General features: G+C 68.8%; 26 protein-coding genes and 1 pseudogene. 11 read left to right on the forward strand and 16 right to left on the reverse strand.

All coding sequences use genetic code 11. The features are described from left to right. Positions 1-6 precede the first annotated feature (6 nt). From BLW75_RS08155 to BLW75_RS08210, 12 genes are all read right to left on the reverse strand, one after another. Entirely contained in the window at positions 7-1,827 is a 1,821-nt protein-coding gene (locus BLW75_RS08155) for a VgrG-related protein (RefSeq protein WP_034307367.1), read from the reverse strand. Beyond that, positions 1,820-2,584, reverse strand: coding sequence for a CIS tube protein (locus BLW75_RS08160; protein WP_034307369.1), 765 nt, complete (start codon positions 2,582-2,584; stop codon positions 1,820-1,822). The genes BLW75_RS08155 and BLW75_RS08160 overlap by 8 nt, the downstream gene beginning before the upstream one ends. 2 nt (positions 2,585-2,586) lie before the next feature. After that, positions 2,587-3,033, reverse strand: a complete 447-nt coding sequence (locus BLW75_RS08165) for a phage tail protein (RefSeq protein WP_034307372.1) — start codon at positions 3,031-3,033, stop codon at positions 2,587-2,589. 11 nt (positions 3,034-3,044) lie between these two features. Next, positions 3,045-5,354, reverse strand: a complete 2,310-nt coding sequence (locus BLW75_RS42760) for a hypothetical protein (RefSeq protein ID WP_091597151.1) — start codon at positions 5,352-5,354, stop codon at positions 3,045-3,047. A 7-nt stretch (positions 5,355-5,361) separates the two neighbouring features. Then, the gene (locus tag BLW75_RS08175; RefSeq protein ID WP_016333592.1) at positions 5,362-5,520 is read right to left on the reverse strand and encodes a DUF6760 family protein; all 159 of its coding nucleotides are present in this window, start codon (positions 5,518-5,520) and stop codon (positions 5,362-5,364) included. Beyond that, positions 5,517-5,960: a hypothetical protein gene (locus BLW75_RS08180; RefSeq protein ID WP_034307378.1), complete on the reverse strand. Its 444-nt coding sequence runs from the start codon at positions 5,958-5,960 to the stop codon at positions 5,517-5,519. The genes BLW75_RS08175 and BLW75_RS08180 overlap by 4 nt, the downstream gene beginning before the upstream one ends. Before the next feature lie 4 nt (positions 5,961-5,964). Beyond that, positions 5,965-6,408 (reverse strand): phage tail protein, encoded by a 444-nt coding sequence (locus BLW75_RS08185; protein ID WP_034307381.1) that lies wholly within the window; start codon positions 6,406-6,408, stop codon positions 5,965-5,967. Positions 6,409-6,423: 15 nt separating this feature from the next. After that, positions 6,424-7,971 (reverse strand): phage tail sheath family protein, encoded by a 1,548-nt coding sequence (locus BLW75_RS08190; RefSeq protein ID WP_034307384.1) that lies wholly within the window; start codon positions 7,969-7,971, stop codon positions 6,424-6,426. An 83-nt stretch (positions 7,972-8,054) separates the two neighbouring features. Further along, positions 8,055-8,621, reverse strand: coding sequence for a hypothetical protein (locus BLW75_RS43185; protein WP_158005363.1), 567 nt, complete (start codon positions 8,619-8,621; stop codon positions 8,055-8,057). A gap of 125 nt (positions 8,622-8,746) precedes the next feature. Beyond that, on the reverse strand, positions 8,747-9,478 hold the full coding sequence (locus BLW75_RS08200; protein ID WP_034307387.1) for an eCIS core domain-containing protein: 732 nt from the start codon (positions 9,476-9,478) through the stop codon (positions 8,747-8,749). Positions 9,479-9,591: 113 nt separating this feature from the next. Continuing rightward, positions 9,592-11,580 (reverse strand): ATP-binding protein, encoded by a 1,989-nt coding sequence (locus BLW75_RS08205; protein ID WP_034307389.1) that lies wholly within the window; start codon positions 11,578-11,580, stop codon positions 9,592-9,594. Continuing rightward, positions 11,577-12,236: a Pvc16 family protein gene (locus tag BLW75_RS08210; protein WP_034307392.1), complete on the reverse strand. Its 660-nt coding sequence runs from the start codon at positions 12,234-12,236 to the stop codon at positions 11,577-11,579. The genes BLW75_RS08205 and BLW75_RS08210 overlap by 4 nt, the downstream gene beginning before the upstream one ends. 457 nt (positions 12,237-12,693) lie before the next feature. On the opposite strand from BLW75_RS08210, the gene BLW75_RS08215 reads away from it, so the two are divergent. Further along, positions 12,694-13,839: a hypothetical protein gene (locus BLW75_RS08215; RefSeq protein ID WP_034307394.1), complete on the forward strand. Its 1,146-nt coding sequence runs from the start codon at positions 12,694-12,696 to the stop codon at positions 13,837-13,839. 60 nt (positions 13,840-13,899) lie between these two features. Here BLW75_RS08215 and BLW75_RS08220 read toward each other — a convergent pair whose 3' ends face one another. Then, entirely contained in the window at positions 13,900-14,685 is a 786-nt protein-coding gene (locus tag BLW75_RS08220) for a S1 family peptidase (protein WP_091597154.1), read from the reverse strand. 235 nt (positions 14,686-14,920) lie between these two features. Between BLW75_RS08220 and BLW75_RS08225 the strand changes: the two genes are divergently transcribed. After that, positions 14,921-15,700 (forward strand): hypothetical protein, encoded by a 780-nt coding sequence (locus BLW75_RS08225; RefSeq protein WP_034307396.1) that lies wholly within the window; start codon positions 14,921-14,923, stop codon positions 15,698-15,700. A 16-nt stretch (positions 15,701-15,716) separates the two neighbouring features. Here BLW75_RS08225 and BLW75_RS08230 read toward each other — a convergent pair whose 3' ends face one another. Next, positions 15,717-16,238: a CGNR zinc finger domain-containing protein gene (locus BLW75_RS08230; protein ID WP_034307399.1), complete on the reverse strand. Its 522-nt coding sequence runs from the start codon at positions 16,236-16,238 to the stop codon at positions 15,717-15,719. A 105-nt stretch (positions 16,239-16,343) separates the two neighbouring features. Between BLW75_RS08230 and BLW75_RS08235 the strand changes: the two genes are divergently transcribed. Beyond that, a complete protein-coding gene (locus BLW75_RS08235) occupies positions 16,344-17,231 on the forward strand; it encodes an alpha/beta fold hydrolase (RefSeq protein ID WP_034307401.1) in 888 nt (295 codons plus the stop codon). Between the two features lie 44 nt (positions 17,232-17,275). Continuing rightward, the gene (locus tag BLW75_RS08240) at positions 17,276-17,506 is read left to right on the forward strand and encodes a hypothetical protein (RefSeq protein WP_034307403.1); all 231 of its coding nucleotides are present in this window, start codon (positions 17,276-17,278) and stop codon (positions 17,504-17,506) included. 283 nt (positions 17,507-17,789) lie between these two features. Here the strand turns inward: BLW75_RS08240 and BLW75_RS08245 are convergent, their stop codons facing one another. Next, positions 17,790-18,761, reverse strand: a complete 972-nt coding sequence (locus BLW75_RS08245) for a GlxA family transcriptional regulator (protein ID WP_034307406.1) — start codon at positions 18,759-18,761, stop codon at positions 17,790-17,792. On the opposite strand from BLW75_RS08245, the gene BLW75_RS08250 reads away from it, so the two are divergent. Both BLW75_RS08250 and BLW75_RS08255 read left to right on the forward strand, forming a co-directional pair. Beyond that, entirely contained in the window at positions 18,762-19,646 is an 885-nt protein-coding gene (locus tag BLW75_RS08250; protein ID WP_241783353.1) for a dienelactone hydrolase family protein, read from the forward strand. It abuts the gene before it with no gap. A gap of 39 nt (positions 19,647-19,685) precedes the next feature. After that, on the forward strand, positions 19,686-20,183 hold the full coding sequence (locus tag BLW75_RS08255) for a GNAT family N-acetyltransferase (protein WP_034307410.1): 498 nt from the start codon (positions 19,686-19,688) through the stop codon (positions 20,181-20,183). Here the strand turns inward: BLW75_RS08255 and BLW75_RS08260 are convergent. Further along, positions 20,180-20,956 (reverse strand): endonuclease I family protein, encoded by a 777-nt coding sequence (locus BLW75_RS08260; RefSeq protein WP_034307412.1) that lies wholly within the window; start codon positions 20,954-20,956, stop codon positions 20,180-20,182. The two genes, BLW75_RS08255 and BLW75_RS08260, sit on opposite strands and share 4 nt — an antisense overlap. A gap of 160 nt (positions 20,957-21,116) precedes the next feature. Between BLW75_RS08260 and BLW75_RS08265 the strand changes: the two genes are divergently transcribed. From BLW75_RS08265 to BLW75_RS08285, 5 genes and pseudogenes are all read left to right on the forward strand, one after another. Beyond that, positions 21,117-21,548 carry a PPOX class F420-dependent oxidoreductase gene (locus BLW75_RS08265; RefSeq protein ID WP_034307415.1) on the forward strand — a complete coding sequence of 144 codons (432 nt, stop codon included), beginning with the start codon at positions 21,117-21,119 and terminating at the stop codon, positions 21,546-21,548. A gap of 170 nt (positions 21,549-21,718) precedes the next feature. Beyond that, complete coding sequence (locus tag BLW75_RS08270; protein ID WP_241783355.1) at positions 21,719-22,078, forward strand: hypothetical protein; 360 nt, start codon at positions 21,719-21,721, stop codon at positions 22,076-22,078. 194 nt (positions 22,079-22,272) lie between these two features. Beyond that, positions 22,273-23,526 (forward strand): annotated as a pseudogene (locus BLW75_RS08275) (HNH endonuclease signature motif containing protein). A gap of 278 nt (positions 23,527-23,804) precedes the next feature. Next, positions 23,805-24,368, forward strand: a complete 564-nt coding sequence (locus BLW75_RS08280; protein WP_034307417.1) for a Chromate resistance protein ChrB — start codon at positions 23,805-23,807, stop codon at positions 24,366-24,368. Further along, positions 24,365-24,787 carry a YkvA family protein gene (locus BLW75_RS08285; RefSeq protein WP_034307420.1) on the forward strand — a complete coding sequence of 141 codons (423 nt, stop codon included), beginning with the start codon at positions 24,365-24,367 and terminating at the stop codon, positions 24,785-24,787. The genes BLW75_RS08280 and BLW75_RS08285 overlap by 4 nt, the downstream gene beginning before the upstream one ends. Positions 24,788-24,789: the final 2 nt, after the last annotated feature.

The raw sequence follows: 24,789 nt of genomic DNA on the forward strand, positions 1-24,789 counted from the left end.
CACTCCTCAGTTGATCTTGACCACGCTGCCGCGCACGGTCACGATGCCGCTCGCGCTCAGCTCCGCCTGGCCCTGCCCCTTGACCGAAACCGTCGCGCCCTCGACCTGGACGCCCGCCGTGCCCGACAGCTTCAGGCCGCTGCCCGCCTCGACGGTCGCCTCGGTCGCCGACTTCACGGAGACCTTCTGGCCCTTGAGCTCCAGCGGACCAGCGCCCGCGTCGATGCTCACCCCGTTCCGCGCCTTCACCGTGACGCCCTTGCCGCTGGTCACTTCGATCATCTGGTTCTTCTGGTCCAGCTTGACCACCAGCTTCCCGTCCCCGGAAGCGACGACGATGCCGTCCTGTTCGGCGAATTCGAGCTTGTGTCCCTTGCGGGAGACGAAACCCCGTACCGCGATCTCACCGCTGTTGCCGTCGATCGGCGACGCGGTGAACTTCGGGACCGCGTCGGCGCCGTTGTAGAGCCCGCCGAGTACGTACGGGGCTTCGAAGTCGCCGTGCTCGAAGCCTACGAGCACCTCGTCGCCGACCTCGGACATGACCAGCGCGCCCCGCCCGTTCCCGGCGCCGGGGTGCACCGTGCGCGCCCAGTTGCTGGTGAAGTTCTGATCCAGCCAGGGAAAGATCAGCTTGACCCGGCCGAGCCCGGCGGGATCCTTCGCGTCACTGACCACCGCGGGTACCACTCCGGACCACGTCGATGTGCTCGGGCCACCGGCGACCAGGCCGTAGAGGGAGCGTTCCTGCCGTCCGGAGACGGCGAACTCGGTGGTGTAACCGACTTCGGCGTTGAACAGATGCCGGGTGCTGGTGAGCGTGTACTTGCCGGCGAACGGCTTGCCGACACCCGTCAGCGTCACCGCCGCGCCCGCCCGGAGTTTCGGGTTGCCCTTCGCCACCCCGTCGAGTTCGGTGCAGGCGCCGCCGAGCCGTTCGGACAGCGCGATCGCCGCCGCTTTGGCCTCGGCCTGAGTCCGGCGCGGCGTATCCGCCGAGACGTATTTGGGGCTGGAGAACTTGTTCGCGAGCGTGACCGGGTCGACGCCTTCGACCTCGGTCCCGGCGTTCTTCGGCTTTTCGACGGCCACCACGGCCTTCTTCGTTTCGATGTCCCATCCGCGAGCTTCGACCTCGGGCACCTGCTCGGCCGCGGTGACGCTGGCGCGCAGGCTGACCAGGGTCCGGTGCGCCTCGAGCACCAGTGGGTCGGTGTGGGCCTTCGCGGTGGTGGCAGGTGCCGCCGAAGGCTTCTCCGCCAGGCTGAAGTTCAGCGCGCCACCGCGGACCGCGATATGGGCGCCGACCGACTCCGCCAGCCGGGACAAGAACTCCCAGTCGCTGACGTTGTCCTGGCTGAACTGGGTATGCGGGCGCCCGCCGACACCGGGGACCGGATCGATCTTTCCGGCCTTCAGCCCTGCCCGCTGGGTCACCTTCGTGACGACGTCGGCGAGGCTCATCCCCGGGTAGACCGCGACCCGGCGGCCGCGGAACAGCCGGTGCGCGTGGTCGTAGCCGCGCACCTCGGTGAAGGTGCCGATCCGGTCGAGGTCGATCGCGACCGCGGTGACCTCGCCGGAGAGCAGCTCCTGCGGCGCTTCGGGATCGGAGGTCTGGACCTTCAGCTTGATCTCCGCGCCGACCTTGAACTTCCCCTTGTCCAGCACCACGTGCCCGGAGTCGCGGAACCGCAGGACGAACATGTCCGGCAGGTTCCGGCTGTCGTCGACATAGGCGTAGGACAGCAGCGTCTTCACGTCGTCGGGCAGCGGACCACCGTCGACCTCGACGACGAGGTTGTTCGCGAAGCTCTCGTTAGCCATCGAGTTCCTCCAGCGCCGGCACGAGCAGCCGGGTGCCGGGCCGCAGTCGCATCGGGTCGTCGATGTCGTTGGCGTCGGCGATCGCGCGCCACTTCCCCGCGTCGCCATAGGCACGGAACGCCACCGCCTGCAGGGAATCGCCGGCGACGAACACATGGGTGTCCCGCGCCGCCAGCGCGCCCGACGTCGGGTTCTGCCCGCTCAGCTCGCCCGCGATCTCCTCCAGGTTCACCGTGCAGACCGCGCGCACCGGAGTGCCCGACGGGGTGAACAGCGTGTACTTCGCGGTGACGCCGGCGACATAGGCGGGGAAGCCGGTCATGCCACCCCATTTGAAGATCACCCACGGCGGCGAACCCTTGCCGTGCTGGCGGCTTTCCTCGGTGGCGACGCAGCAGGTGAAGAGCTGCTCGACCTTCTTGACGACGGCGTCGTCCATCTTGTCGGTGGCGTCGAGGAACATCTCCAGCGCGAGTTTGCACGGGTCCGAGCCCTTGAACTCGGGTGGTCCGCTCTTCTTCGCGTTGCGCTGCGGGTCGCGGCCCCACTTGGCGTTCTTGGTGAGCGAGAGTTCCTTGGGGTTGAACTGGAACCTGATCTCGAACAGCTTGGCGCCGGGCTGCCCGGTGCCGCCGGACTGCGGAGGCTTGCGGACCTCGAGCAGTGCGCGCTGGAGGTTGTTCGGCGCCGGTTCGCCGGAGCCGTACGCCGCCGGTGGCTGGGATCCGGCGGAGGTGAACGTGACGGGCGAGGACATGGCTAGCCCTTCTTCGCCGGGCTGAGAAAGCCGTGGTGGGCCAGTTCCAGGGTCTCGGTGGCGACCTTCGGCGAGTCGGGCGAAAGTTGCGGCCCGCTCCAGCGCACGGGGACGACACCCTCCAACGACCAGCTGGCGATCACGGTGCCTTCGAGGGTGCGCGCTTCGATGGTCGCGGTCTTGCGCTCGATGCCGCTCGCCATGTCGGCGAACCACTTCGTGATCTGCGAGCTGGCTTCGGTGACCGGGCGGGAAAGCTTGACGTTGGAATACTTGATCCGCGTCGGGAGCTGCCAGACCATACCGTTGTTGCCGCCCTCTTCCCGCTGCTCCATGACGAACTCACAGCCCAGCCCTTCGCAGCTGCTGAATGCGCCGAGGTTGCCGAGGTTCCTGTCGTCGAGTTTGACGACGTAACAAACGGCGACGGCTTCTTCCGCGTCCGGCATCGGCTTCTCCTTCAGTGCGGGCGATCGGTGAGCGCGCCGCGGCGCTCACGGTCGAGACGGAGTTCGGTCTTCAGTCGCCGGAGCAGCGGGTCGAACAGCTTCTTGACGAGTTCCTCGGTCTCCGGTTGCGGGGCAGGCGCAGCCACCGCCGCCGATGGCCCCGCCGCAGCGGGCTCCGGCTCGGCGACCGGCGGCGCGACGGGTTCCGGCGGTGCGACGGGTTCCGGCGGTGATGCTTCCGGCTCGCGCTGGACGACCGAGGTCTCCGCCTGTCGCGTCACGACGACGGGTGGCAGGTCGAGCACGACACTCTTGCCGTGGTCGGCCCGCTCACTCGACGCAGCGCGTCGAACGGTCGGCAAAACGTCCCTTGTGGACGGTCGGCCGTTATGCCCGGGCGGAGTGGCTTCGACGATCCTCGCCACCGGCAACGGTTCGGTTCCCTCGGCGCTCACCGGGCTGTCGTTGCGCGGCGAAAGTGGCCGCGGGGCCGGGTCCGGGCGAGCGGCGATTCTCGAGACCGGGCGTGCCGCCATCAGCGGGTGAGGTGTCAGAAGAACCGTCCTGCTCGCGTGCGGCTCCGCGACGACGGGGCTCGGTTCGTGGGCACGCTGGACCTTCGGCGCCGCCGAGCCGTCCAGGACCCGGACCGACGGCAGCGGGCTCGCGCTTCGCCGAGCCTCGACCACCCGGGACACGGCCGGCGCGGGCAGCTGTGCGCTCTCACCGCGCCTCTCGTCGGCCGGGGCGGTGAGCGTCGGCAGGCTCGCCGGGATCGTCGCCTGCACGGGTGATGCCACGGCCACGTTTTCGACGGCACGCGCCACCGGCAGCGATGACGTCGGTGCCGTCCGCTCCGATGCTGATGAAGCACTCGCCGAGCCGCCCGGCGTCCCGGGCGGCTCCGCGGCTGCGAGGGCATCGAAGGTGGTGCCCGGTGAAGATCGCGACAAGGGGGCCGTCGGCAGGCTCGGTTGCGGCGAGACGGCCCGGGAGACCGTGATCTGCGGGTCTTCCGGGAGCTTCCCCGGCGATTCGTCACGGAGACGCTGCACCGGCTTGAAGACCGGAGCACCGGACGACGGCGGGTTCAGCGCCGGTCCGATGATCGAACGCTGGACAGGCTCCGCCGCGGAGGTCCGCGACACCGATGCCGACGCCGAGCTGACCGGAGTCGGCGTCTCTACCGACGCTGCCGTCGGGATCCGGTCCGCTCCCTCCGCGATCCGTGCGACCGGGCGTGGAACGTCGTCCGCGACCGGCGCGGTTTCTTCGGCGAGAGGCGCGGGAACCACTGTGGTTTCGACGGCACCTGTCAGTGGCGCGTTCGTCTCCGCGGCGCTGTCTGCCGGTACGGGCGCTTCGGGTTCGACGGCGGTCGGCTCGACGGGCGGCGGAACCGGCGTCCGCGTCTCACCTGGGTCCGGCACGATCGGTGCGCCGAGTCCGAGCCGTCGCGGCGATGTCCCGGCCTGCTCGGTCCGTTGGACGACCGGGAGCGCCGGCCGCACCGGCTCACCCGGCGGCGTCTTTCCCGAGGCGGCCGGTTCGATGACGGGTGGCGGTGCGGGAAGCGGCAGTGCCGGGACAGGTGCTGTATCGACAGAGCGGGTCTCAACCGAATCGGGTTCCGGTGTCGAAGTGTCCACCGCCGAGAGCTCGACAGCCGCCGGACTGTCCACAGGGGACTGTTCGATTGCCGCGCTCGGTGGGTGAACCGGGGCGCTCGGGGTTTCCGGCCGGACCGCCTGGACCGTCCTCACCGGCGGGCTCGGCGGGATCACCGACGGACCGGCGGCCGTCAACGGCATCGACGGCCGGTCGGCTTCACGCGATCGGACAGCCACGGACGGCAGTACGAATGCGGTCGTCGGCTCGTAAGCCGCCCCCGGCCCCTCCGGCGAGGGCTCTTCTGTCACCGCCTCCTCGCGCGGCAGCACGGCCGTGGATTCCGAAGGATCCGGTTCGGCGGCGCGCTGCACCGACATTCCCCACAGCCGGGACAGCACACCGCGTTTGCGGGCCGACCGCTGCACGACGGGCAAGTCCGGCGCGGGGGTCTCGGCCGTCCGCGCCAGACCATCGATGACACCCGCGGGTTCGGCCGGACCGACCCGATGGCCCAGCCGCTCCAGGTAGGCAGGGCTCCGCCAGGACGTCAGCGAGGAACTGAAGCGCTGCACCGGGTTGATCACCGGATGCTCGGCGACGACGCGCTGGATCGGCGGCAGGGTACGCCATTCGGCACGGGCCGTCGCCCACGTGGCCGGTGTCGGCGTTTCCGAGGGCGAGCCCGGCTCCTTCCTGCGCCACGTCCACATCGCAGCGTCACCGTCCCTCGCTCATCCGAGTGTTGATCCGGGCGATCTCGGCGACGTAGGTCAACCGGTCGTGGTGTTCGAGGTCGAGGATGTCGTCGAGCGACCAGTGCAGGTGGTAGGCGACGTACGCGACTTCCTCGTGCAGCCGTCCGGCCGCGTACGTCACGATTCCCCCAGGCGGCCGCCGGCGACGTCGACGACGAACCCGTGGCCGCACTCCGGGCAGGCGACACCCGCCCGCGTATGGCCTTCGCTGTTGACGCGCCGGTACATGTCCTGCAGGAACGCCAGATCCGAAGCGAACAGGTTCTCGATGACTCCGGCGTGCACGTCGGTGACGTCGCCGATCCGGGTGATCACCCTCGCCAGCAGCACCACCGTGAGGAAGGCCGAGTTCTCCCGGACCCGGTCGTCCCGCAGCGGGACGAGCTCGTCCCGCGCGGTCGCCAGCCGCATCACCCCCGAGTGGTGCACCTTCCCCGCGTCGTCGACGTACCCACGCGGGAGTTCGAACGCGAACTCGGTCCGCAGCTGCGGCCGAGCCTGCTCCTCCGGCATGACGGAGGGTTCCTCGGCCGGCGGTGCCGACGCCATCACCCTGCGCATGGGCTCACTCGACTTCCATCTGCTCGTAGGTGACCACGAGCTTCTCGGTGAGCACGCTGGTGTCGCCCGCCTTCAGCGCACCGATCTCCAGGCTCTTCGGCCACGCGTTGGTGAGCTTGTAGCGCTTGAGCGCGGTGCCTTCGTAGTCGTAGACGATGATCGCGCCGCCTTTACGAGCGGACCCCATTTTGCCGAAGTGCGCGTCCTTGACCCATTTCTCGAAGCAGCTGTCGTCGGTCAGACCACGGGTCAGCGTCACCTCGCCTGCCTTCGGGCGACCGGGGAGCTTCTTGATGACGTACTTGCCGTCCGCGGTGTTCTGCTTGAGCTCGATGACGTCCTGCTCCATCTTCAGCCCGGAGACCTCGGAGATCTGCTTGATCTGTACGCCGTCGATCTCAAGCCCGAAAGAGTGGCCGACGGCCTTGTCAAGATCGGGAAGTGCCATTTCGGAGCCCTTTCACTATTCGTTGACCAGGCTGGTGCCGCCGGACATCTGGGCCAGCCGGAAGATCACGAACTCCGCCGGTTTCACCGGCGCGATGCCCACTTCGCAGATCACCTGACCGAGATCGATCCCCTCGGCCGGGTTGGTCTCCCGGTCGCATTTCACGAAGAAGGCCTCGTCGGGAGTGAGGCCGAACAACGCGCCCTTGCGCCACTCCATCACCAGAAAAGCGCTGATTGTGCGCCGGATGCGGGCCCACAGCGCGTCGTCGTTCGGCTCGAACACGACCCATTGGGTGCCGTTGAGGATCGATTCCTCGAGGTAATTGAACAGCCGCCGCACGTTGAGGTAGCGCCACGCCGGATCGCTCGACAACGTTCGCGCTCCCCAGATCCGGATCCCCTTGCCTGCGAAGGAACGCACGCAGTTCACGCCGATCGGGTTGAGCAGCTCCTGCTCCGCCTTGGTCAGATGCGTCTCGAGCGCCAGAACGCCGCGGACGACCTCGTTCGCCGGTGCCTTGTGGACACCGCGGGTCGCGTCGGTGCGCGCCCACACCCCCGCCATGTATCCACTCGGCGGCACGTACGTGTTGGTCCCGCTGGCGGCGTCGAGCACCTGCACCCACGGGTAGTACAGCGCCGCGTATTTCGAGTCGTACCCGGCTTGGTCCATGCGCCAGGTGCGGATCTCCTGCGGAGTGAGCCCGGGCGGCGGGTCGACGATCGCCATCCGGTCCCCCATCAGCTCGCAATGCGCGATCATCGCCAGCTGCACGGCCTTGACGCCGTCGAGGTCGATCAGATCGCGCTGGTGGGCGGCCATCAGGTCCGGCACCGCGACCATGGTGATCTCGTCGATCGCCTCCAGGCCACCGAAACCGGTGCGATCGGCGACGTCGCCGACATAGTCGTCGGCCGCGATGCGCCGCGGGACGGGCGGTGGCTGCGGCGGCTCGGTGAGCACGGCGGTGCCACGGTCCGGCTTCGCCACCGCGCCGGCGGTCGCGAGCTCTTCGATCGTGATGAAGTTCGACTTCTCGCGCACCGACGTGACGACGTTCTCCTTGGTGCGCTTGGTGGTCACGTGGTGGGTTTCGACGACCTTGCCGTCTTTCTTGACGAGCACGGTGAACCGGTCGTCACCGGGGTTCTCGCCGGCCGGTTCCGCGACCTCGACGGTGAGCTCACCGGCCTGTCCACCGCTCGGCAGCTCCTTCGCGATGAAACGGTAGCCACCGAGCACCGCCTGGCGCGTCGGTTCCTTCGGCGCCGCGCCGTTGGCCCCGCCGTCGCCCCGCGGGCCGCCGATGCGGACGATGTAGCAGTTCGCACCACCGTTGAGAAAATAGCCGTAGACCGACTGGGCGAGATAGCAGCCTTCGACGAAGTCGCCGAAGGTCTGGGTGAACTGGGTCCAGTTGGACACCAGGGTGGGCGTGTTGAAGGGGCCGTCCGCCGCGAAACCGACGAAGGCGGCGACGGCGGTGCCCACACCCTCGATCGGCCGGGCGCCCGCCTCGATTTCCTCGACGTACACACCCGGGGTGAGATAGGTGGGCATGCGAGCCTCCCTTGTCGGCGCACTCTCTGTCATCGGTGATGCTCCGGTGTGGGCGCGTACGGCGAAACGACCGAGCGGATAGGTCAGCGGGAACCAATCTCTGCCCGAAAAGGCAACTGCCCGTCCGGACGGCGGGGCCCGCCCTTCCGGCTGTCGGCAACCGGCCCGGCGAAGCCGAAAGTGAAGACATGCCGGCGGGCCGGGACAACATGGCACAGACCCCGGCCGCGGAACCCGCGCGGCCGGTCAAGCCCGCGCGCCGCGCCGCCGTCGCTGCTGCGGCCGCCGGCCACCGCGGGCAATGCCGCGGTGACCCGCCTCGTCGGTTTGCGGCGCAGCAGCTGCCCCGCTCCCCCGGTCGCACCCGCCGGTGTGACGCCCGCGTCGGACCCGAAGTTCGGGTCGCTCAAGAAGGACGTCAGCGGACAGGCGAAAGCGGCGAAGGCGCATCCGCCCCCACCGCGGAGGGTCAAGAAGGCGCGGGACGCCGCGGTCGCGCCCGCCGACGACAAGGAAGCGCAAGCCAAGGCGGCGCAGGCGGACAAGATGGCCGCCGCAGAACCGGCGGGGTTCGACAAAGCCGCCTTCGTCGCCGCGGTCAACGCCGCCGTGGCCAAGCAGGCGCCGAAGAATCTCGACGAAGCCGACAAGTTCGCCTCCTCCGGCAAGGCGGACCAGATCGAGACAAGGACGGTGACCCGATTCCTTGAGAGAGTCGCGAGTGGATGGTTCGTGTGCTTCGACCGTACGAGCCGCCGTCCAGACTGGGACGCGCCTACGAGGCTTCTTCTTCGGCCTCTTCCTCTCGCTGCACGTACGTCTGCGCCATCTTCTCCTCTTCGCCTTCCTCGGCCTCAGGAGCTTCTTCGCGCTGAACGTGCGCTTCGCCGTCATCCGCGCACCGCTGGACCGCGGGCCCCGTCGGCGACACAGCAGGCATCGACATCACCCGGTCGGCGTTCGCGACGGCCTCGCGCTCGAACCGATCGGAGGGATCCGAAACCTTCACCCCGCCACCGGCGTCGGTCCCGTCCACCGGCCCGCTGCGTTGCTGGACGACATGGGTCAGCTCGTGCGCCAGCATATGCTTGCCCGAATCCGAACCAGGGTCGTACTTGTCCCGCTGGAACACGATACTCGAGCCCACCGTGTAAGCCTGCGCGTTGACGGACTTCGCCGAATCGTGCGCGGCGCCGTCGGTGTGCACCCGGACGTCACCGAAGTCGTGCCCGAAGCGGCCCTCCATGTCCGCGCGCGTCGAGGCGTCCAAGGGCGCGCCGCCCGAGGTGACCACGTCGTGGACCGGGGAGCGCTCCTCCTCGACCAGGGTGCTCGCCCCCGCGTTTCCCACCGCGCGCTGCAGATCCAGCATGCCGGCGGGGCCGAGGACATCGGTGCGCCCGGCCGCGGCGGCGCGGCCGAGCAGGCCACCCTCGTCCCGGTCCACCCGGTCGCCCTTCGGCCGCAGGCTCGGTTCAAGGTCGTTGTCGTGACTGTGCCCGCGCATGGTCCGCTCCCTCGGGTCGCTACGCCGCCTGTCCAGCTTGCGCCGTCGCCCGGCCGCGCACCAGGCTGCGTGCGCGGCCGAACGGGCGGCATCGGCTGCCCGAACGGGCGGGGTCAGCCGTCGGTCACCATCGCCAGGTACGGGCCGAACTCGCGGTCCAGGCACAGCCTGCCCAGCTTGCGGTATTCCCGCGCGACCGCGCCGACCAGATCCGCCATCGTCACCGGGCGGCCGGCTTCCGCGGCCAGATACGCGCCCGTCACCGCGGCCGAGCGGATGTGGCCCCCGGCGAGTTCGAATGCTTCGGCCAGGAAACCCAGGTCCAGGTCGTCGGCCCGGGGCATTCGAGCGCCGAGGCAGCGGTCCCACAACTGACGCCGCAGCTCGACGTCCGGCAACGGGAAGTCCACGATCACGTCCAGCCGCCGGGTGAACGCCTCGTCGAGGTTCGCTCGCAGATTGGTGGCCAGCACCGCGATGCCGTCGAAGGTCTCCATCCGCTGCAGCAGGTAGGCGCTTTCGATGTTCGCGTACCGGTCGTGTGCGTCACGGACCTCGGACCGCTTGCCGAAGATCGCGTCCGCCTCGTCGAACAGCAGCACTCCGTTGACGCCGGCCGCCTCGGTGAAGATCCGTTCCAGGTTCTTCTCCGTCTCGCCGACGTACTTGTCGACCACCGTCGCCAGGTTCACGGTGTAGAGATCCAGCCCCAGCGAGGCGGCGATGACCTCGGCGGACATCGTCTTGCCCGTCCCCGAGTCCCCGGCGAAGAGCCCCGTCACGCCTCGGCCGCGGCCGCCGCCGGGCCGCATCCGCCACACGTCGAGCACCTGGTCCCGGTAGCGTGCCCGCGCGGCAAGTTCGTCCAAAAGGGACAGTACGCCCGCGGGCAGCACGAGGTCGCTCCAGTCCACCGCGGGTTCGATGCGCCGGGCGAGCCGTTGCAGACCCGCCGCGTTCTGGCTCCGCGCGCCCGCGCGGAGATGGGACGTCCGCACCGGCCCGCCATCGGCCAGCGCCGTCACCGACGCCGCCTTCGCCGCGCGGGCGATCTGCGCCGGCCCCAGCACGAAATGCGCGGTCGCCTCCGCGGGGTCGACATCCGGAGCGAGCCCGCTGTCGAGATGGCCCCGCCAAAGACCCACCCGGCTCGCCACGGACAGGGGGAAGGCATCGAGCTGCAACGGCGGGACGGCGCTCCACCGGGGGTCCCAGGCCCCGGTGCCGTGCACGATCGACGGGACCGCCGGATGCGCGAGCTTCTCCAAGCCCGGGGAGTCGTCGACCGGGCCCAGCACCAACCCCGCGCCGCGCAGCAACGCCTCCCGCACGAGCGAACCGGTGAGCTCGCCCCGTCCGGAATCCGCCTGCCACCGTGCGGCATCGACCACGAGCGCGGGAAAACCGGCAGCGGTCAGTGCCGCGACACCGAGTTCTTCGGCACCTCCGCCGGGATGCTCCCGCAGATAGACCAACGCGACGTGGCCGCTGATCGCACGGGCCAGCCGATCGGTACCGGCCACGTCGGCGACGTTCGTGCCGAGGCGTGCGCATCCGGCGAGTTCCGGGGCGAGCCGGTCGTCGCCCAGCAGGTGGTTCACCACCCGGTCCGGAACACGAAGCGTTCGTGACAGGAAGGGGCGTTCTTGCTCCTCCATGGTGAGCAGGCCACAAGTGATCAGCGGAGCGTCGGCGTCGAGCCGCGCCCGGCCGGCGGCCGACGCTTCAGGGATGCCGCACAGGCGCAAGGCCAAGCCCGCTGTCGCCCGGCGTCGGGTCACGTCGTCGTTGAGATAGCCGTAGAACTGCTCGAACCGGCTGTCGAGGTCGGGCGCGAGCGCGACCAGCAGCAGTTCGACGTCGACACCGGTGAGTCCCGCGCGCTCCGCCAACGGGCGCAGGCGGCCGTCCGGCACGGAGTCCGTGAACGGCGGGAACGGTTCACGGTGGCCCTCCAGCAGCGCGTCGATCGTCTCGTTCGACAGGTACAGCCCGCGGAAGGGGTCGTCGGGGTTCGGGTCGGCGGCCCGGCGGCTCTCGACCGCGTCGCGGATCCGCTGTTCGAGCCGGGCCAACCGCTCGAACAGGTATTCCAGGCTCATCGGGGCTTCCGGTGGGTACGCGCCATCGCGACCCGGCGTTGCCCTTCGACCGCCCCGCTCTCCGCCACATGGTGCCCGATCAGCTCGCCATCGCGGGTGTCGAGCTTCAAGCCTTCCCGCGGCGGCCGTTCGGCCGGGTATACCCGTCCACTGTGGACCGGCGCGGAGACGACGACGTCCAACGACGGTTTCAGCTCGCCGCCCAAAGCGGTCCAGACGTCGGCGAACGCGCGGTCCTCCGGCGGCGGCAACGCGACCGTCATCGGCACCGGCAGTCCCATTTCGGCCAGCGACCCCGTGAGCGCCGACTCCGGGACGGCGTCGTGGCAGAGCAGGCCGAGCAACAGGTCGGACAGCACGCGGTGCTCGTCTTCGGGACGCTGCGTCCACGCGGTGACCAGATAGGACAACTTGATGTGCCGGGGCGGAAGGTGCCGCGCCGAGACCTTGCCGAGCGGGTCGTACTCGTTGAGCAGGCCCCGCGAGCGGCGCCGCAGATCCTCACGTACGTCGTAGAGATAGACGTTCACCGCGGGAGCGTTGCGCCGCGCCGCCCATTCCTTGGTCGGCGCGTCGAACGCGACCTCGATTTCGCTGCCGCGCCGGGCCGCGTCCCGCACCAGCCGCCGCAGCGCCTCATCGACCTCATGGATCACGCGGACCTCCTCGGACGGCGGTCTTCCCACGATGATCGCGGCGGCGCCGACCGGCCAGCCGCCCAGCGGCAGACCTTCGGGTACGCCGGGCTGCCCGTACGGGCAGCGCTCACGACCGATAACGAAACGCTCCCACGTTGGGCGACAGGAGGTCCTCGGCTATAAGCTCACCTTCGAACCCTCATCTTGACCCATGACGACCGGCCCTGGCTCCGCCGCGCTTCACCGAGGCACTCAGCTGACCTCGGCGGCAGGTACGCCGGCCCACCACGCCGGGTCAAGCCCTACCTCGGCGGACAGGCAACGGGCCTGTCCTCGGCTGACGGCACCGGTTCCCTCGTTCCACCCGCACACCACAGCCGGTCATGGCCGGTCCGACTCACTCCACAGGAGATCCTCCATCAGTGTCCCCGTAGTTCTGCCGTACGCCGTCAGCGCTCCTCGCTCGCTCACCGATGTGTACGGTCCGGGCATCGCCGTCTGCGCGCGGCCCGAGCTCGCCGCCGCCGAACCAGTGAACAAGCACCGCCACAGCCGTGACGTCGTGTCCGCACGACCGATCGCCGTCGCGGCCGACCTGCCGGTGATCTGCAGCGCCGGTGGCACGGACCCGGACCTGCTGGCGCTCCTGCGTGACAGCGGCCTGCCGGTCGGCACCGATCTGCGCGCGTTCCGGAGCGAAAGGGAGTTCGCCGCCCGCGTGACCGAAGCGATGTCCGACGGTCTGCTGATGTCGATGGAGTACCCCCAGCCGACCACGCTGTGCCCGGACGAACGCGCGCTCAAAAGCGCGCAACTCGTCGGCTACTTGAACAACAAGGCCAGCATCACCACGCTGGTCGATCCCCGGTTCCAAGCCCACCGCAGCGTCGTGACCCGTGCGCAACTCGCCGAGGCGGCGCCGTCGGAGAAGTCGTGGGTGCTCAAAGCCGCGACCAACGACGCGCACGGCGGCAGCCTCGACGTATATCTGCACCGGGCCCACGAGCCGATCACGCTGCCGGCGTTCACCGATGTGCTCGGCGAGTTCGTCGTCGAGGAGTACCTGCGGATCCTGCGCAACTGGGGCCTGCAGTTCTACGTGGGCGCGGACGCTCGTGCCCGCCTGCTCGCCGTGACCGAACAACGCGTCGACGAGACCGGGATCTACGCCGGCGGCAGATTCGGCGCGGTCACCACCCCTCCCGCCGAGCTGCTCGCCGAATGCCTGGCGATCACCCAGCGCGCGGCCGATGTCGGCTACCGCGGCCTGTGCAGCCTCGACTGCGCCCAAACCCTGGACGGCCAGCAGGTCGTGCTCGACCTGAACTTCCGGATCACCAGCGGCTCGATCCCGTTGCTGGCGATGCAGTCCGTCCGGCCCGACGCCCTCGACCACCCCGCCGAGTCCGTGAAGCTGACCGTCGCCGGCGCGCTCACCGACCTGCTCGCCGAGCTACGCCCGGCGCTGGCGGACGGACGCCTGCTCATCGTGGCAGGCCATGACACCGGCCACACGGACGATCCGATCAGGCGAAGTACCTTGCAGCTGCTGGTCCTCGGGGACGACCCCGACGAGGTGGCCGCTCGACGCCGTGCGCTGGAAGAGAAGACCCGCCGGTAACGCTCGTCGGGAACGTGTCGCGAAAGCCACTTCTGGTGGCTTTCGCGACACGCCCCGGCATCAGGCCACGGCCGCCTCTCGGCTCGTCTGCTCGGCGATCCAGTCCTGGTACACCGTCACATCGGTCCAGATGCCCAGACCGCTGGCGCATTTCGGATCCGCGTCACCATCGCGGCTGGTGGCACCGACCAGTTCCCATTCACCCGGCCTGCCCTTGATCTGCGGTCCGCCCGAGTCGCCATAGCAGCCCATCGCGTCCGGCGTGTCGGAACCGGTGCAGATCTCCTTGCCCGTCGCCAGATTGCGGCACTCCTCCGCCGGCCTGACCTTGGTGTCCAATTCCTGGAGGATCTCCGGAGCGCCGCAGTTCTGCTCGGCGCAGTGCTCGCCCCAGCCGAGGATCCGGGTCGCCGTTCCCGCGTCGCCCACGGCTTCGGCGATCTTGATCGGCTGCTCGGTCACCGGTTCGTCCAGCCGCACCAGCGCGATATCCCCGCCCGACGGCTTCTGCCGGTCGAAGTCCGGGTGCACGATGATCCGGCTGACGCCGGTCTCCGTGCCCCCGCTGTTGTGCTGCCGTGCCCCGATCCTGGTCCTGACCTGGTCCGGCCGCGCTCCCTGCACGCAGTGCGCCGCGGTCACCACCCAGTTCTCACTGATCAGCGAGCCGCCGCAGAAGTGATTCCCGTCCTGCTGCAACGACACCATGAACGAATAGTCCTCGGTGGCGTCGTGCCCGCCGATGACGTAGGGCGTCGGCCCGTCGGCCGCCGCGGCGATCCCCGGTGCCAGCACCGCTCCCGCCGCGGCCAACCCGACCATCAGTACGCCTGTTTTGCGAAGCATTATCGTGAACTCCCCGTAGACGACGAATTGCTGACAGTCGTCACGCTATGGGGTGATGATCACGGCTGGATCGGCTCATCGGCCGGGTGCTCATCGGCCGAATGGCCGACCCAGCGTGACGTCGCACCACGAGAAGCAACCCGATGGTGAATGCGCGTCTCGGCAGAGGCCGGGGATGACCTTGCTCGGGCAGGCCGGTTACCCTCCAGCGGACCGTGCAACAGGGGGAGACAGCGTGTCCAGCCACTTCGAGGCGATCGGGATCGGCGTCACCAGCGAGGACGAGTTCAGGGAGAGGGTGGTCTCCCTGATCGGCGCGGGCACGGCCCGGCAGATCGACAAGAAGATCAGCGAGCACGTGTGGACGGATTCCTCCGGCGCCCGGCTGGTCGCGCAGGTCCGCAAGGGCGAGATCGACTTCCTTCTGCCGTGCCTGGCCGGCACGGCGCCCGCGGTTTCGGTGAGCGGCGTACGCCTTGTCGATGACGAGACCGCGATGCTCGACCTCCTCGACGGTGACGGGGAGATGGTCTGCCCTGTCGCGGTCGAACTGGAAGACCGGGCGGTTCTCGCCCAAGCCGGCGGGCGACTCGAGTCCGGCTCCCTGGTACTGGCGGCGCTGGCCGAAGACATCACCGTGCACGCAGACGCCGATGCCTACGAGGCCTCGCAGGACGAAGACGGGCTGAAGTTCGCCGCCGACCACTTCATCCCGTCCGGCACTTTCGCGCTCGAGGACCCTTCGCCCGGCTGGGCGCCCTCCGCCCACGCGCTGTTCGCCGGCGAAGTCGTCGAGGTCGCGACTCCCGTGAACACCGTCACCGGCGAGGCATTCCATCGGATCCGGGTCCGGACCATCGCCGCGATCGAACTCGACGTCGCGATCGCGACCACCGATCTGGAGCGGCCGCCCGCGCGTGGCAACATCGTGACGGGAACCTTCTTCCTGACCGGAAGTTTGGGACTTCAGCCCGCCGACGCCACGGAAAAACGGCGCCGGTGGTTCCGGCGGTAGTCCTTCACAGCGGACGCTAGGCCGACCGTTCGCGGCGATAGTGACGAGCGGCTTTCGCCCGGTTGCCGCAGGTTTCCATGGAGCACCATCGCCGGGTGCCGTTCCGGGTCGTGTCGTCGAAGTACAGCGTGCACGCCGGATACGCCGAGCACCGCTTGATCCGTTCCGGACGCGCGCGAAGCAAGCTCAAGTAGCCGTATGCAGCGAGCCACGCGGGTCGCCAGGCCGCTTCGTCGACCTCGATCGCTTCTTCGGGCCCGCCTCGCCGCAGCTCCGGCCGCAACCGCCCGCGCGCCAGCACCTCGTTCAGCGCACGCTCGGCGGAAGCGCCGGGATTCTCGAGCACCTCGCGCAGGACGGAACGCGTGTGGCGTAACGGTTCCTCCGCGCCCGGCGTATCCGGAAGGTCCCACTCGGCCAGCCAGGCGCCGACGCCGCCGGGTTCGTCGAAAACGTCCTGCTGCGCACCACGATCGGGCCACGTGGTGTTCAGCAGGTCCAGAGCGATCGGCTCGCCGACCAAGGGGCGTTGAGGCACAGCGCCATCCTACCCTCCGTCAACCGCTTGACAGGTTAGGTCCCCGCATGCTTCTCTCTAACCGTTCAAACATATTTAGACGGTTAGAGCAAAGGAGTACCCGACATGTCCGAAGCAACCCGTTCCGCCGGCGAGGTTTTCCACCGCACGGCGACCATCGACGGCCGCGGCGTGTTCTACCGGGAAGCAGGCGACCCGACCGCGCCGACCTTGGTGCTGCTGCACGGTTTCCCCACGTCGTCGCAGATGTTCCGCACGCTGATCCCCGCACTCGCCGACCGCTACCACGTCATCGCCCCCGACCACATCGGCTTCGGCCACTCCGACGCCCCGCCCGTCGACCGGTTCGACTACTCGTTCGAGAACCTGACCGCGATCACCCTGGGGCTCCTCGACGCGCTCGACCTGGACCGTTTCGCCCTCTACCTCCAGGACTACGGGGCACCCATCGGGCTCCGTATCGCGAGCCGGCACCCGGAGCGGATCAGCGCGCTAGTGGTGCAGTCCGGCAACGCCTACGTCGAAGGCTTCACACCGTTCTGGGATGTCCTGTTCGCGCACGCCAAGGACCGCGAAACCCACGAAGAAGCCGTGCGCGAGCTCCTGGAGCCCGCGGCGACCCGCTGGCAGTACACCCACGGCATCCCCGCCGACCGGCTGGACCGGCTCACCCCGGACACCTGGACCCTCGACCAGGCCCTGCTCGACCGCCCAGGCAACAAAGAGGTGCAACTACAGCTGTTCTGGGACTACCAGTTCAATCTCGACGCCTATCCGGCCTTTCAGCAGTACTTCCGCGAACATCGCCCGCCGACGCTCATCACCTGGGGTGAACACGACGAGATCTTCGGCGCCGACGGGGCCCGCGCGTTCCTTCGCGACCTGCCCGACGCCGAACTGCACCTTCTCGACGCCGGACATTTCGCACTGGAGACGCACGGTCCGGAGATCGCGGCCCTCATCAGGGACTTCCTCGGCCGCACCGTGCGCTGACCGCCCGGCGCCTCCGTATCCTCGAGGCGGGACGGAGGTGTGAAATGACGGACGAACAGCTGCTCATCGAATTCGCGCTGACCCGCATGGACCATCCCGAACTCGACCTCGAGGAAGTGGCGACGCTGACCGTCCGGCGTCTCGGTGAGGACCGGATGCTGGACTTCGCCGGGCGCACCCTCGCCAACCGCGGCGAACTACGCGGAGCCGCGTTCCCGGCCGCCGTCGAGCACGTTCTCCGGGTGGTCCTCACCTTGCGCGGCCCGGACGACTGACCCACGGGTCAGGAGATCTTGCGACGACAGCTGATCGTGGCCAAGACGTACGCGAAGACCAGGAGACCGGCGCACCAGGCCAGAGCGATCCAGATGCCGGCGCCGACCGGTCGCTGGGTGAACAGGTCACGGAGGGCGTTCAGGAGAATGCGCTCGCCCCGTCGACGGATTTCGCGGAGGGGCCGGGATGACGGCCGGCCACGTAGGTCTCCTCGCCGCCGACGATCTCAGCACATAACCCTCGAGCGTGCCCTTCAGTGGCACTGACTACCAGGAGAAAGTGTCACCGAGTACCGGAGTCGCGCCGGAAGGCGGCCCGATAGTCACCGGGTCGCCTTCCCGTGTGCTTCGCGAAGAGGGCGGCGAACGTCCCCGGGTCCCGATAGCCGACGGCGGCGCAGATTCCGGCGACCGTCCGGTCCGTCGTTTCGAGGAGGTGGCGGGCGCGCCGGACGCGTGAGGAATGCAGGTATTCGAGGGGCGTCTGTCCGGCCTCCTCCGCGAAGCGCCGCAGCAACGTCCGGGTGCTGACGTTGAAACGTCCGGCCAAGGCGGTGAGGTCGTAGCGGACGGCGAGGTTCTGGTCCAGCCATCGCATGACCCGGCGGGAGAACGCGTTGCCCGGACGCGGCAGGAGCCGCGTGTCGACGTAAGGCGTCTGTGACGACCGCGCGTCGTCGACCAGCGCCACCCGCGCCGTCGTCCGTGCCACGTCGGCGCCGCTGTGTTCGCGGATCAGTTCGAGGGCGAAGTCGTACATGGCGCTGAACGCCGCCGTCGTCGTGACACCCCGGTCGGTGACGACGAGACGCTCGGGCCGGACTTCGGCTTCGGGGCAACGCCGAGCCAGTTCGTCCGCGAAAAGCCATGAGGTGGTGGCGCGCCGACGGTCGAGCAGCCCGGCCGCGGCCAGCAGGAACGCGCCGACACAGAGCGAGACCACGACGTCGCCCGCGGCGGCATGCGACCGGATCGCTTCGATCTCAGGTGCGAGGTTCGCGATCCTCGCGTCGATGTCCTGTCCCGGCGTGAGCTCGAATCCCGGCACGACGAGGACGTCGACTTCACGCAGCGGTGAGACGGTCACCACGACACCGCCCGACGCCGCGACCCGGCGACGAGGGGAAACGACGGAAACCTCGTATCCGGCATGGTCCGGGCCCGCGACGTGCGTGGCCATAGTGAGGAGATCGGGGACACCGAACACCTCGGACGCGAAACAGCCCGGGTAGGCCAGGACCCCCACTCGCAGCATGTGGCGAGATTACCCCGCTATCCGGCGATCTGGCCTATCCCCGCGAAGGCCGCGCCGGGCGAGGCTTTCGCCATGCACGGACACCGGGACGATCCCCTCACCGACTTCTCACACCGGCTCGTGGAGGTGGACGGCGTGCCGAAGACGGTGCACGTCGCGGGATCCGGGCCCGGCGTGGTGCTGATGCCGGAGATGCCCGGTATCAGTCCTGACGTCCTTCGGTTCGCACGGTGGGTGCGAGACGCCGGCTTCACCGTCTACGTCCCTTCGCTCTTCGGGCGCGACGGCGCGTATCCGACCGCGGAGGACGGGGAGGAAGTGGTCCGCCGCGCGTGTGTCAGCGCCGAATTCCGGGCGTTCGCCGGCGGGGGGACCAGCCCCGTCACGCGATGGCTGCGGGGACTCGCGCGCATCGTCCACGCCGAATGCGGTGGGCCCGGGGTCGGCGCGATCGGCCTGTGCTTCACCGGCAACTTCGCCCTCACCATGGCGCTCGAACCCGCCGTCATCGCCCCCGTGGTCAACCACCCCTCGCTCCCGCTGGACGACCCGGGCGCGCTCGAACTCGCCGAAGAGGACGCGATCGCGGTCCGGGACCGGATCGTGCGCGACGGCCTCAAGGTGCTCGCCTACCGTTTCGACGGCGACCGCTGGTGCACCGGTCAACGGTTCGCCGCCTACCGGGCCCTCCTCGGCGGCGCCTTCGACGGACGGGTCCTGCCGGACAGCGCCGCGAACACCGACCCGCCCCCGTTCTTCCGCGACCTGGTCGGCACGCCGCACAGCGTCGTCACCGCCCACTTCGTCGACTCCGCCGGGCATCCCACGCTGCGCGCCAGGGACGAGATCCTCGCCTTCCTCGCCGATCGGCTGGCGACACGGTAGAACGGTGTGGCGTCAAGATCGCCCGGGAGGAGAACGCCCATGTCCGAGCCGCGCCGAGCACACGTCTCCGACCACCGCGCGATCGTCGACCGCGTCCAGGCGTGGTGGGGCGACTCGCGCACCCCTGCCCAGGCCCGCGAACTCTCCCTGCTGCTCCCCAAGCTGTTCCTGCAGTTCTTCTCCGGCACGAGCCTGGTCATCGAGGACGGAACCGGAATCAGGGCGTTCCTCGTCGGCTTCCACTCCCCCGACGACGACGTCCAGGCGTACATCCACTTCGTGGGCGTGGACCCGGAACTTCGCGGACAGGGGACGGCCCGCCGCCTGTACACGACCTTCTTCCAGCGCGCCGCGGAGGCGGGCCGCACGGAAGTCCGTGCGATCACCTCGCCGGGGAACGCCGGATCCATCGCTTTTCATCGCGCCATGGGATTCACCCTCGAACCCGGGGATCGGGAGATCGACGGGCTCCCCGTGCACGGCGACTACGACGGGCCCGGCCAGGACAGGGTCTGCTTCGTCCGGAAGATCGCCTAGCCGTAGATCGAGGCCGCCCATTCCGGGTGGTCGATGAACGGGTTGCGGTTGTGCTGGAACTGGTCGTGGATGACCTGGTTGCGGCGCTGTTCGGTGGCGTCGGGCGGGTCCTGGGTGTGCCAGCTCAGCAGGACCGAGATCCGGCCGATGTGGGGTTTGGACCCGTTGTCGACGGCGTCGTTGGGTTCGAGGTCGGGAAAACCGTCGGTACCGTCGTACCGGACGCCCATGTACAGGATCATGCGGGCCACGTCGCCCTTGACCGCGTCGCGCGGCTCGAACGAGTCGTCGTCGGTCAGGCTCCCGGGTGCTTCCTCGACCGGAGAACCGCCGGCGTCGAAGTCCTTGTTCCCGCGAGTGCTGTTGACCGACGCGTCCTCCGCCCGCAGGTGGTGCAGGTCGGTACCGGGGCCGACCGCCGTGCCCAAGTCGCCGTGCGACTTGGCCCAGACGTGCTCCCGGTTCCAGTCGTCGACTCCCCCGCCGTTGGCCGTCTTCGCCTGCGAGCGGCCGCTGTAGAGCAGGACGACGTTCGCCTTGTTGGCCGGATCCTCGTCGGTGGCCCTGATCCCGTCCCACACCTGCTCGTACGTCAATTTGGTGCTGGTACTGATGATCTTGTGCAACGCCGCCTTGAGCTCGGGGCCGGTCTTGCCCAGCGCGTCCTGGTAGTAGTCGTCACCGGACGGACCCGCGAGGGTCGGTGACGCGAAGGCGATCCCCGCCGCGACACCGAGCGCGAGTACGACAGAGATACGGCGGGCTGGCCGCATGGACAGTTCCTCTCCCCAGAGGCGCCGGCCCGGATCGTCGTCGTCCCGTCTCCCACAACCCCGGCAACGCACAAGTCGTATGGTTGGAAAAATACTTTCATGTATGTCAAGGGGCGGCGCCAGGTGCGACAATCGTCGTCCCGACTCACTGGAGGGCCCCGTGGCCGAGCTGAGCGAGCAGATCCGCGACTGGATCGCGGCACCGAGGTTCTGGCACCTGGCCACGGTGAACCAGGACGGTTCCCCCCAGGTGTCCCCCATGTGGATTGACGTCGAAGGCGATCACATCGTGTTCAACACCGCCGTCGGCCGGGTGAAGGAGGAGAACCTGCGCCGCGAGCCTCGGGTATCGTTCTCGTGCCTGGACAACGAGAATCCCTACGACCGGGTCGTCATCCACGGCCGGGTCGTCGAGTTCGTCGAAGGCGACGAGGCGGACCGGTGCATGGACCGGCTGGCGAAGAAGTACGTCGGAACCGACCGTTTCGAATGGCGGATCCCGGGAGAACGCCGGGTCAAGGTCCTCGTCGAGCCGACCCGCTCCAGCCATGTCGTCGGCGTCGAGCCGTTCCGGCGCGGACATCGGCCGTAGGGCACACTCGGTTCTGTCCATTTCGGACATACGGTCGGACCGATATCGCTTCGAGACCCGAACGGCGCAACCGAGGGAATGGCTCGCTACGTCCACGTCGCATGAGATGGATCGTGGTGTGCCTCCTACTGGCCGTGACGGGATGCGGTGCCGGTGCGAGCAAAGGGCAGGTGGAGCTCGAGAACTTCACGACACTCGGCTCAGCCCCCGAACTGGCGGGTCTGGGACCCGCGGAGCTGGGAACAGCCGGCTCGCAGGAGCTCCAGCGAGCCCTGGAAAGCGCCAAGATCTCGAACCTGGACGAGGTCCGTGCCACCCTGTCGTTCGCGCCGCCGGCCGACCGGCGCGGTTTCGCCTTCGTCGAGCCCGGTTGCGCCGAGGACGGCGCGGAACTGACCATCGAAGGCGATACGGTGAACGTGAATCTCACCGGCGGGGAGAACGTCAACTGCGCTACGGCGAACTACTTCCTCGCCGTCTTCACCGTCGACCGTGACTCGATCCCAGCGGCACCGAAGCTGCGCCGCTAGCCCATGTCCTGCGATTCTGTTCGATGGGCTTCGGGATCCTGGCGATTCGGCCTCGTACCAACCTTGTCCGAACGCGAATAATCGGACGACGCCTGATTATTTGCATTCAAATCACCCGTCAGTGGTAAACGCGCCCATTAGAAGTTACCCAAAATTACGAACACGTGTTCGATGAATCGCGGTATTCTGGGGGTGTGTCCGAGACCTTCCTTCCCGAGTTGCCGCAGGAGTTGTGGCGCGCTGGCAAGCTGGAGCTTGCTCATGGCGTGCAGCACTCTTTGCGGGTGATTCGGATGGCCACCGCGGGTTTGGGGCGGTATTTGGCGGAGGTCGAGTCTCGGGGCGTGAAGGATTTGTACGGGTATGGCCGTACGGCTGCATAGTTCGCGGATGTCGCGGGGTTGTCGGTCGGTGAGGCGGGTGCGGTGGTGAAGCGGGCCATCGCCCTGAATCCCAGCCGCGCGTTGGACGGCACTGAGGTTCCGGCCGCGCTGCCCGCGACTGCCGCCGTCGCTGCCGAGGGGTTGGTCGGGGACGAGCGGATCGATCAGATCCTGGAGATTCTGAAGAGACTCCCGGCCGAGATCTCGGCCGAGGACCGCGCGAACGCGGAGAAGATTCTCGCCACCCTTGCCCGGGACGCTGGTCCTCGCCAGTTGGCGGACGCTGAAGCGAACCTCCTCGCCTTGCTGGACCCGGACGGGAACGAGCCCAAAGACCCGGAACCTGCTGAGCCGCGCCGGGAGATCACCCTGGAGCGCCGCAAGGACGGGTTCTGGAAACTCACCGGCCTCCTGGATGACGAGACCGGTGCCCGCACCGCCGCCGCACTCGAGGCCTACGCCCAGCCACGACCCGTCGACGAATTCGGCCAAGCGGACCTGCGGATGAAATGCGAGCGCATGGGCGACGCCTGGGTCGACCTCCTCGACCTGGCGATCGCCTGCCCCGACCAGCCCGGTACCAGCGGCTACCGGACGTTGGTGAACGTCACCATTGGACTTGAGGAGTTGAAGTCCGGTCTCGGGACCGCGTGCCTGGATTTCGTCGGGACGATGACCGCGAGGGAAGCCCGGCTCGTCGCCTGCGACTGCCTGATGCTGCCGGTCGTGCTGAGCGCCGCGGCTGAACCCCTCGACGTGGGGCGACTCAGACGCTTCGTCACCCCAGGCCAACGCCGGGCACTGAACATCCGCGACGGCGGCTGCGCCTTCCCCGGCTGTCACCGGAAACCCAAGAATTGCCACGCTCACCACATCCATCACTGGGCAGACGGCGGACCGACGGATCTCCGGAATCTGGTGCTGCTCTGCGGATTTCATCACCGGTTGATCCACCACGGTGACTGGGAAGTCCGCATGGCCCCCGACGGGCTACCGGAATTCATCCCACCCCAATACCGAGACCCGCTCCGACATCCCCGCCGCAACACCCTGCATCACGTCTGAACCCCGAGGAGCCCGCCAGCCACACCGGCGACGGGCCCCTCGGCATGCCCACAGGTCCGGCGGCGAGCTGAGCACCAAGACCATCACTGTCATCCGTGAAGCTCGATCCACGCCATGCCAGTGCCGCGTCAAGGCGAAGTGGCGGTTGCGCCAGCGGAGGCAGCTTCCTGCGCGCCTACGGCTGACCTCCTGTCCCCCGCGCGAGCTACGCGCAGGTGCCCTCCGAACGAGCCCGTTACGGCTGGACCAGCGTGGTGTTACGGACGTAACATGATGATGTGACAGATGAATCACGCAGAGAGGGCTGGCTGGTGATCAGCGTGTCCACCGCCGGCGCCCCGGACTCGCTGAGAGTCCAGGTTTGGCGCAAACTCCGTTCCCTCGGCGCGCTCTACCTGCAGCAATCGGTGTGCCTGCTTCCCGCGCGAGCGGAGGTGGCGCGGGAGGTTCGCCGTCTCGTCGACCGGGTCCGCCATCAAGGCGGGACGGCGCGCGTGCTGCCGATGGCGTTCACCGACCCGGCCGAGGAACAGTCGGTGATCGCCGAACTGAACGAGGCCCGCGACGCCGAGTACGCCGAAGTCCTCGAGCGGCTTCCCGAACTGCGGCGGGAACTCGCGGACGAACAGGCCCGTGGCAACGCCACCTACGCGGAAGTCGAAGAATCCGAAGCCGACTTGAACCAGTTCCGCGGCTGGCTGGGCAAGATCACCGCACGCGACTATTTCGCCGCTCCGGGCGGTCAGGAGGCCCGCGACGCCGTCGAGCAGGCCGCGGTCGAACTCGCCGCCTTCGAGGAAGCCGCGCTGCATGCCGAAGCCCCCGCACCCAGGCCGCGATGACCGGGTCGTTCTGGTGGGATCTGCTGCTCGGCCTCGCCGGCGCGCTGCTCGTGGCCTGGCTCGCGCTCGTCGCGGCGCTCGTCCTCGCCCGGCCGCGTGGCGGACTGCTCCGCGAGGCGCTGCGGCTGCTGCCCGACGTGCTGCGGCTGATCCGCCGCCTGGCCGCGGACAAGACGCTGCCGCGGGGCGTCCGGATCAGGCTCACGCTGCTGCTGGCCTACCTCGCCCTGCCTCTCGATCTCGTCCCCGATTTCATCCCTGTTCTGGGCTATGCCGACGACGCCATCATCGTCACCGTCGTCCTGCGTGGTGTCGTCCGCCGCGCCGGGCTCGACGCCGTCCGCGCGCACTGGCCCGGCACCGAAGACGGATTCGACGCGCTCGCCCGCCTGACCGGTCTTCCCACCGCCACGGGCTGAGC

Source organism: Amycolatopsis lurida, assembly GCF_900105055.1.
GTDB lineage: Bacteria > Actinomycetota > Actinomycetes > Mycobacteriales > Pseudonocardiaceae > Amycolatopsis > Amycolatopsis lurida.

What these genes read in the sequence shown, in the direction of transcription:
- BLW75_RS08155 (WP_034307367.1), bottom strand. Translation starts at nt 1,827, where the DNA reads ATGGCTAACGAGAGCTTCGCGAACAACCTCGTCGTCGAGGTCGACGGT.
- BLW75_RS08160 (WP_034307369.1), bottom strand. Translation starts at nt 2,584, where the DNA reads ATGTCCTCGCCCGTCACGTTCACCTCCGCCGGATCCCAGCCACCGGCG.
- BLW75_RS08165 (WP_034307372.1), bottom strand. Translation starts at nt 3,033, where the DNA reads ATGCCGGACGCGGAAGAAGCCGTCGCCGTTTGTTACGTCGTCAAACTC.
- BLW75_RS42760 (WP_091597151.1), bottom strand. Translation starts at nt 5,354, where the DNA reads ATGTGGACGTGGCGCAGGAAGGAGCCGGGCTCGCCCTCGGAAACGCCG.
- BLW75_RS08180 (WP_034307378.1), bottom strand. Translation starts at nt 5,960, where the DNA reads ATGCGCAGGGTGATGGCGTCGGCACCGCCGGCCGAGGAACCCTCCGTC.
- BLW75_RS08185 (WP_034307381.1), bottom strand. Translation starts at nt 6,408, where the DNA reads ATGGCACTTCCCGATCTTGACAAGGCCGTCGGCCACTCTTTCGGGCTT.
- BLW75_RS08190 (WP_034307384.1), bottom strand. Translation starts at nt 7,971, where the DNA reads ATGCCCACCTATCTCACCCCGGGTGTGTACGTCGAGGAAATCGAGGCG.
- BLW75_RS08200 (WP_034307387.1), bottom strand. Translation starts at nt 9,478, where the DNA reads ATGCGCGGGCACAGTCACGACAACGACCTTGAACCGAGCCTGCGGCCG.
- BLW75_RS08205 (WP_034307389.1), bottom strand. Translation starts at nt 11,580, where the DNA reads ATGAGCCTGGAATACCTGTTCGAGCGGTTGGCCCGGCTCGAACAGCGG.
- BLW75_RS08220 (WP_091597154.1), bottom strand. Translation starts at nt 14,685, where the DNA reads ATGCTTCGCAAAACAGGCGTACTGATGGTCGGGTTGGCCGCGGCGGGA.
- BLW75_RS08235 (WP_034307401.1), top strand. Translation starts at nt 16,344, where the DNA reads ATGTCCGAAGCAACCCGTTCCGCCGGCGAGGTTTTCCACCGCACGGCG.
- BLW75_RS08240 (WP_034307403.1), top strand. Translation starts at nt 17,276, where the DNA reads ATGACGGACGAACAGCTGCTCATCGAATTCGCGCTGACCCGCATGGAC.
- BLW75_RS08245 (WP_034307406.1), bottom strand. Translation starts at nt 18,761, where the DNA reads ATGCTGCGAGTGGGGGTCCTGGCCTACCCGGGCTGTTTCGCGTCCGAG.
- BLW75_RS08255 (WP_034307410.1), top strand. Translation starts at nt 19,686, where the DNA reads ATGTCCGAGCCGCGCCGAGCACACGTCTCCGACCACCGCGCGATCGTC.
- BLW75_RS08260 (WP_034307412.1), bottom strand. Translation starts at nt 20,956, where the DNA reads ATGCGGCCAGCCCGCCGTATCTCTGTCGTACTCGCGCTCGGTGTCGCG.
- BLW75_RS08285 (WP_034307420.1), top strand. Translation starts at nt 24,365, where the DNA reads ATGACCGGGTCGTTCTGGTGGGATCTGCTGCTCGGCCTCGCCGGCGCG.